Source organism: Microbacterium sp. 4NA327F11, assembly GCF_005503465.1.
In the GTDB taxonomy this organism is placed as follows: domain Bacteria; phylum Actinomycetota; class Actinomycetes; order Actinomycetales; family Microbacteriaceae; genus Microbacterium; species Microbacterium ginsengisoli.
In genome coordinates, this window is sequence record NZ_SCOB01000046.1 from 1 (window position 1) to 7569 (window position 7569).

6 protein-coding genes are annotated in these 7569 nt (G+C 71.4%); 5 read left to right on the forward strand and 1 reads right to left on the reverse strand.

All coding sequences use genetic code 11. The annotated features are described in order from the left end of the window. Nucleotides 1–339: 339 nt before the first annotated feature. Entirely contained in the window at nucleotides 340–1335 is a 996-nt protein-coding gene (locus tag FFS51_RS14455; RefSeq protein ID WP_137878772.1) for a LacI family DNA-binding transcriptional regulator, read from the reverse strand. 209 nt (nucleotides 1336–1544) lie between these two features. Here FFS51_RS14455 and FFS51_RS14460 point away from each other — a divergent pair, with 209 nt between their 5' ends. The 5 genes from FFS51_RS14460 to FFS51_RS14480 are packed head-to-tail and all read left to right on the forward strand — an operon-like array spanning nucleotide 1545 to nucleotide 7524. Next, a complete protein-coding gene (locus FFS51_RS14460) occupies nucleotides 1545–2801 on the forward strand; it encodes a sugar ABC transporter substrate-binding protein (RefSeq protein ID WP_137878773.1) in 1257 nt (418 codons plus the stop codon). 15 nt (nucleotides 2802–2816) lie between these two features. Beyond that, on the forward strand, nucleotides 2817–3929 hold the full coding sequence (locus tag FFS51_RS14465; RefSeq protein WP_137878774.1) for a carbohydrate ABC transporter permease: 1113 nt from the start codon (nucleotides 2817–2819) through the stop codon (nucleotides 3927–3929). 53 nt (nucleotides 3930–3982) lie between these two features. Beyond that, nucleotides 3983–4786, forward strand: coding sequence for a carbohydrate ABC transporter permease (locus FFS51_RS14470; RefSeq protein WP_235557407.1), 804 nt, complete (start codon nucleotides 3983–3985; stop codon nucleotides 4784–4786). Continuing rightward, nucleotides 4783–5532 (forward strand): Type 1 glutamine amidotransferase-like domain-containing protein, encoded by a 750-nt coding sequence (locus tag FFS51_RS14475; RefSeq protein WP_137878776.1) that lies wholly within the window; start codon nucleotides 4783–4785, stop codon nucleotides 5530–5532. Before FFS51_RS14470 ends, FFS51_RS14475 begins: the two co-directional genes overlap by 4 nt. Nucleotides 5533–5583: 51 nt before the next feature. Further along, nucleotides 5584–7524, forward strand: a complete 1941-nt coding sequence (locus FFS51_RS14480) for a glycogen debranching N-terminal domain-containing protein (RefSeq protein ID WP_137878777.1) — start codon at nucleotides 5584–5586, stop codon at nucleotides 7522–7524. The last annotated feature ends 45 nt before the right edge of the window (nucleotides 7525–7569 follow it).

Below are 7569 nucleotides of genomic sequence, written 5' to 3' on the forward strand. Positions count from 1 at the left end.
GCCCACCTCCGCGCGCTGAAGCTTCCGCGCCGCGTACTCTCGACGCGCGCCAGCCCCGCGACCCACCCCCGGTCCGAATCAACGTCATCGCGCCGAATCCATACGCGCCCGGCGCGCGCCGCGCATGGACTCGGCGCAGAGATGTGGACTCGGCGAGGAGGAACGACGGCGCAGCACCGCGACCGCCGCGCAGCAGCGCCACCCCCGTGACCGCGGCGGGACCCCCGGCGAGCAGCGCCCGCGACGCGCCCGCGGCGCGACCCACGCGCAGCAGCACCACCCACGCGCAGCACCGCGACCCCCGCGCAGCAGCGTCACCCCCCGACCGGGGCGCGGCCCCTACCGCACGACGAGGCGCGGGGTGACGAGGCGGTGGGCCTGGGCGTCGGTGGCGTCGTCGGGCAGGGCGAGCAGGTCGAGCACGGCGCGCGCGACCTCGCCGAGCTGCTGCTCGACGCTCGAGAAGCCGAGGGACACGGCGACCGGGGTGTCGTCGAAGCCGCAGACCGGCACGGTGTCGCCGACGGCGAGGAACGCGCCGAGCGCGAGGGAGTCGGAGGCGCACACGATCGCGTCGACGTCGGTGCGCGCGACGAGCTCGCGGGCCGCGCGTCCGCCTTCGGCGACGCCTTCGAGGGCGTCGATCTCGAGGTCGGCGAGCAGGCCGTCGGCGGACATTCCGGCGGGAGCATGTTCGGCGATCACGCTCGCCCATCCGGCGCGCCGGTCGTCGCCGGTGCCCGATCCGGCGGGCCAGCCGATGTATCCGACCCGGGGTCCGGCGGTCGCGACGAAGTGCGCGGTCGCGGCGCGCACGCCGGCCTGCCCGTCGACGTCGACCCACGGATGCGGCGCGTCGAGGTGCCCCCAGGGCCTGCCGAAGGCGACGAACCGGATGCCGCGGCCCCAGAGCCAGTCGATGCGCGGGTCGTCGTGCACGGTCGAGGTGAGCACGAACGCGTCGACGTCCGCGCCGTCGCTGAGGCGTCGCAGCTGGGCGATCTCGTCGTCGGCGTCGGCGGCGGTGAACAGCATGACCCGCAGGCCGCGGGTGGCGGCCTGTTCGGTGAGCGCGTGCAGGAACCGGTCGAGGACGCTCCCCGAGATGCCGTCGGCGGCGAGGTGGTCGAGCCGGATGCCGATTGTGGAGCTTCGTCGGGTGCGCAGCCGGCGGGCGGAGGCGTGGGGCAGGTAGCCGAGCTCCTGAATGGCCCGCTCGACCCGCTCGCGGGTCTCGGGCCGCACGATCTCGGGGGAGTTGAGCACGTTCGAGACGGTCTGACGGGAGACGCCGGCGGCGGCGGCGACATCGATGACGGTCGGCTGCGAGTGCATCGTGTCCCCCTCTCGGATGCCGCGGGCCGCGGCATCCGCGTCGCGCAGGCACGTCCGGGTCTGCCGCGCACCCGCTTGACAGCCCTCCGGCCCGCCTCGTACGTTATCAGCGATCGGATTTGATGGTTCAAATTGAACGATCAAAACCAGCAGAGCAGCTGACGCTCTCGACTCATCCGAGGATGGATGGGCGGACACAAGGAGATCACATGCGCACTACAGCACGTCGCGGCCTGGCGTTCGTCGCCCTCGTCGCCACCGCGACCCTCGGCCTCACGGCCTGCGGGTCGGGATTCTCGTCGGGAAGCTCCACGAGCGGGTCCAGCACCCTCACCTCGTCGAACGACCCGCTGACGGTCATGATCGGCTCGTCGGGCGACGCGGAGACCAAGGCCGTCACGGCCGCCGTCGACAGCTGGTCGCAGAGCTCGGGCACCAAGGCCACCGTGGTCGCGGCATCCAACCTCAGCCAGCAGCTGTCGCAGGGCTTCGCCGCCGGAAAGCCGGCCGATGTCTTCTACCTCTCGACCGACGCCCTCGCCGGCTACGCGTCGAACGGCTCGTTGCTCGCCTACGGCGACCAGCTCGCCAACAAGAGCGACTTCTACCCGAGCCTGGTGAGCTCGTTCACCTACGACGGCAAGTTCTACTGCGCGCCGAAGGACTTCTCCACGCTGCAGCTGATCGTCAACACCGACATGTGGCAGGCCGCGGGCCTCACCGACTCCGACTACCCGAAGACGTGGGACGACCTGACCGCCGTGGCCAAGAAGCTCACGACCGCCGGTCACGTGGGTCTCGGCATCTCGGGCGAGTACGCCCGCATCGGCTCCTTCATGGTGCAGGCCGGCGGCAACCTCATGAACGACGACTCGACGCAGGCGACCGCCAACTCGCCCGCGAACGTGCAGGCGCTCGACTACGTCAAGCAGCTGCTCAACGGCGGCGAGCTGAAGTACGCCAAGGACCTCGGCGCGGGCTGGGGCGGTGAGGCCTTCGGTAAGGGTCTGGCCGCGATGACGATCGAGGGCAACTGGATCACGGGTGCCATGAGCTCCGACTACCCGAACGTGAAGTACAAGGTCGTGGAGCTTCCCGCCGGTCCCGCTGGGCAGGGCACCCTGCAGTTCACGAACTGCTGGGGCATCGCCGCCGACAGCCCCAACCAGGCCGCCGCACTCAAGCTCGTCGAGCAGCTGACCAGCAAGGACAGCCAGCTGGCGTTCTCGAAGGCGTTCGGCGTCATGCCGTCGATCACCTCGGCTGCCGATGAGTGGAAGAGCGAGAACGCGGCGCTGGTGCCGTTCCTCGACGCCGCCTCCTACGCCAAGGGGGTGCCGACGGCAAAGGGCTCGGCCGATGTCGTGACCGACCTCAACAGCAAGCTCGAGTCCCTCGCCACGAGCGACCCGCAGACGATCCTCGACGCGACGCAGACGAACCTGCAGGCGCTGCTGGCCAAGTAAGGGGCATCCGCCATCATGTCCGCAACCACGAGTCGGCCTCGCCGCTCCGCGCTCCGGCGCGGTGAGGCCGCCTCGGGGTGGATCTTCACCGCCCCGGTCGTCATCCTGCTCGGCCTCTTCCTCGGCGTGCCCGTCCTCATGGCACTGTGGGTGAGCTTCTCCGACTGGGGCGGCCGGGGCAGCCCCTTCTCGTCCGGCGTGCACTTCGTCGGGCTCGACAACTACGCGCAGCTGCTCACCGGCGGCGGCCTCGCCACCCAGGACTTCGGCATGGCGCTGAAGAACAACGCCTGGTACGTGCTGCTGGTCGTGCCGATCCAGACGGCCGTCGCGCTGGGACTGGCGGTTCTCGTGAACCGTCAGGTGCTGCGCGGGCGCGGCTTCTTCCGCACCGCGTTCTACTTCCCGTCGGTCACGAGCTCGGTCGCGATCACCGTGCTCTGGCTGTTCCTCTTCTCGGCGACGGGCGCCGTCAACGCGGTGCTCTCGTGGGTGGGCTTCCATGGTCCGAACTGGTTCAACGACCCGCATGGCATCGTCCAGAACCTGCTGGGCGTCTTCGGCGTGACCCAGGGGCCGGCGGCCCTCACCGACAACACGTTCCTCGGCGTCTCGTGGTGGAACTGGCTGGGCGGCCCGTCGGTCGCCATGTCGGCGTTCATCATCATGGCCGTGTTCACGACGAGCGGCACGTTCATGCTGCTGTTCATCGCCGCGCTCCAGAACCTCTCCGGCGACGTCACCGAGGCCGCCATCATGGACGGCGCGAACGGCTGGCAGCGCTTCTGGCAGGTCACCCTCCCGCAGCTGCGGCCGACCCTGTTCACCGTGCTGACCCTCGGCCTGATCGGCTGCTGGCAGGTCTTCGACCAGATCTACACGGGCACGCGGGGCGCCCCGGGCAAGACCACGCTGACGCCCGCGTACCTCTCCTATCAGAGCTCGTTCGTCAACCAGGAGTGGGGGCAGGGTGCGGCGATCGCGTTCATCCTGTTCGTCATCATCGTCGTGCTGACGCTGCTGCAGCGTTGGGTGCTGCGTGAGCGCAAGGTGTCCCACCGCCGCATGCGCCTCTATCAGAGCGCGGTCGTCGAGAGCGCGGTCGTCGAGAAGGGGGGTCGCTCGTGAGCGTCGCCACCGCCGCCCGTCGCGCCCGTCGCACCTTCCGCCTCGGCGGACCGATCACCTATGTCGTGCTGAGCGCTCTCGCGATCGTCTACATCGCCCCGTTCCTGATCCAGGTGGCGACGGCGTTCAAGACCGATGAGGATGCCACGGCGAACCCGGTCTCGCTGATCCCCAACCCGTTCACCACCCAGGCCTTCACGACCCTGTTCGCGAACTCCGACTTCCCGGTGTGGTTCATGAACTCCGCGATCGTCACGGTCTTCGTCACCCTCGGACGCGCCTTCTTCGCCTCCCTCGCCGGTTACGCGCTGGCGCGCCTGCGCTTCCCGGGGCGCGGCGTCGTGTTCGCCGCCCTGGTGGCGGTGATGTCGGTGCCGACGGTGGTGCTCCTCATCCCGAAGTTCCTCGTCATCAACCAGCTCGGCATCTACGACTCGTACACGGGCATGATCGTGCCGCTGCTGGCGGACGCGGCGAGCGTGTTCATCATGAAGAACTTCTTCGAGTCGATCCCGCCGAGCGTCGAGGAGCAGGCCCGCATCGACGGCGCGGGCAGCTTCCGGGTGTTCTGGTCGGTCGTGCTGCCGATGGCGCGTCCGGCGCTCATCACGATCATCATCCTGTCGTTCCAGGGGTCGTGGAACGAGCTCGCGCACTTCATCGTGTCGACGCAGAGCCCGGCGCTGACGACCCTCACGAAGGGCGTCGCGGGGCTCGCGAGCGGCCAGCTCTCGCAGGGCAACCAGTTCCCGATCAAGCTGGCCGCGGCGGCTCTCATGACGATCCCGGTGGCGGTGCTGTTCTTCATCTTCCAGCGCCGCATCATGAACTCCAGCGACGGGGCGGTGAAGGAGTGACCGCGCGGCATCCGACGATCGTCGCCACGTGCGGCGGGTTCGTGCCGGGATCGTGGAGCGATGCGGCGTACGGCCCGATGCTGCTCCATGCGATCGCGCTCGCCCGCGTCGAGGGTCGGCGCCCGCGGGTCGCCCATCTCAACACCGCGGGCGGCGACCAGCGCCACATCGAGGGCGTCGAGCTCGAGGCGGCGAGACTGGTCGGGGTGGATGCCTCGCACGTCCACCTGTTCCCGCATCCCAACGTGCCCGACCTGCGCGCGCACCTGCTCGCCCAGGACGTCATCTGGGTCAGCGGGGGCAGCGTGCTGAACCTGCTGGCGCTCTGGCGTCTGCACGGACTCGACGTGATCCTCGACGAGGCGTGGCGTGCCGGCGTGGTGCTGGCGGGCGGCTCGGCGGGCGCCCTGTGCTGGCATGCCGGAGCGACGACCTCGTCGCGCGGTCCCGGCATCGACGTGCTCGCCGACGGCCTGGCGTTCGTGCCCGGCTCTCTCGCCGTGCACTACGACTCCGACCCGACCCGGCGCGTGGTGCACGAGGCCGCGATCGCGGCGGGCGAGCTCCCCGCCGGGTATGCCCTCGATGAGGGCGCCGGCCTCGTCTATCGCGGCACCGAGCTCGTCGACGTCATCGCCGAGCGGCCCGGCGGCGCGGTGTGGCGCATCGAGCGCGACGCCGCCGGCGACGTGCACCCGCAGCCGATCCAGCCTCGCGTGCTCGGCGCTCTGCGCGCCGCGGGCTGAGCGCCGCATCCGATTCTTCTCTCTCCCGTCCGACCGGAAGGCACCCTCTTCATGACCACCGACGTCCGCGCGCAGGCCGCCGACACGTCCATCCCGTCCGCCCCCCTGCAGCCGCTGCTGCACGACAGTGTGGTCGCGCTCGCCGCGCCCACACAGGTGTGGTCGTCGCCGAGCGGGACGGTGGGGGAGCGTCCGATCCACGGGCTGTACCACTCCGATGTGCGGGTGCTCGACCGCATCGTGCTGGGCATCGACGGGTCGGCGATCGAGCCGATCGCGACCGAGCATCGGGATGCCGCGTCCCTCGCGTTCGTCGCGCTCGCCCGCGGGCTCGACGACGCGACCGCCGACCCGCGGGTGCGCGTCGAGGTGACCCGCACGGTGACCCCCGGCGGGATGACCGAGCGCATCCGGATCGTGAACGGGCTCGACGAGCCCGTGGCGGCGCGGGTGACCCTCGCTCTCGCCGGCGACTTCGCGCAGCTGCACGAGGTGAAGGCGGGTCTCGGCGGCGACCGTACCGCGGTGGTCCGCGAGGTCGGCGACGGCGTCGCGGTGCTGAGCCGCGACACCGCCCGCGCCGAGATCGCCGTCTCCGGCGCGCGCCTCGTCGACGGTGCCGGCGACGGCGAGGTCGAGATCGTCTGGGATGCTGCGGCCGACCCCCGCGGCGCGGCCGATCTGGTGTGGCGGGTGTCCGCCTCCGACACGGCCGCCGTCGTGCGCGGAGCCGCCGAGCCGCCCAACTGGCGCGCGCTCGCCCCGAGCGGCGACGACCGCCTCGACCGGTGGGTCGCCCGCGCGACCGGCGACCTCGAGGCGTTGCGCATGGCGACGGTCGCCTCTCCCGATGACGTCTTCCTCGCCGCGGGGGCGCCGTGGTTCTTCACCCTGTTCGGCCGTGACTCGCTGTGGGCCGCGCGCCTCGCGCTGCCCCTCGGGCACGAGCTGGCCGCATCGACACTGCGTGTGCTGGCCGGCTACCAGGGTGCGAAGAGCGACCCCGAGACATCCGAGCAGCCCGGCCGCATCATGCACGAGCTGCGCGCGGTGCAGAACGAGATCCCCGGCGAGAACGTCTCGCTGCCGCCGCTCTACTACGGCACGGTCGACGCGACCCCGCTGTGGATCACCCTGCTGCACGACGCCTTCGTCGCCGGGATGCCGCGGCCCGAGGTCGAGGCGTTGCTGCCCACCCTCGACCGTGCGCTCGGCTGGCTGCGCGACCACGCCGACAGCGACGGAGACGGCTTCCTCGAGTACATCGACGAGTCCGGACGCGGCCTCGCCAACCAGGGCTGGAAGGACTCCGGCGACTCGATCCGCTGGAACGACGGCACGATCGCGACCGGCCCCATCGCGCTGTGCGAGGTGCAGGGCTACGCCTACGAGGCGGCGCTGGCCGCGGCATCCCTGCTGGACGAGTTCGGCCGCGCGGGCGGCGACGAGTGGCGCGCGTGGGCCGCGCAGATGAAGCAGCGCTTCGCCGCCGCGTTCTGGATCGATGACGCGCGCGGCGGCTACCCCGCCATCGCGCTCGACGCCGACAAGCGGCGCGTCGACGCGGTCACGAGCAATATCGGGCATCTGCTCGGCACGGGCATCCTCACCGAGGCGCAGAGCGCGGCGGTCGCAGCCCACCTGGTCAGCGCCGACATGTCGTCGGGCTTCGGACTGCGGACGATGTCGACGGATGCCGCGGGCTACTGGCCGCTCAGCTATCACTGCGGGAGCGTCTGGACCCACGACACCGCGATCGTGATCGCGGGGCTCGCGGCGGAGGGCTTCCACGCCGAGGCGGCCGTACTCGGTGAGGGGCTGCTCGCGGCGGCGGTCGCGTTCGACTACCGCATGCCGGAGCTCCACGCGGGCGACGGGTCCGACACGGCGGCGTCCCCGGTGCCCTACCCGGCCTCGTGTCGCCCGCAGGCCTGGTCGGCGGCGGCCGCGATCGCGGTGCACGCCGCGCGGGCGGCGGCCGCGGCGTCCTGACCGCCCGCACGCCAGCACGCCCCACGCCCGCACGCCCCGCCGTCC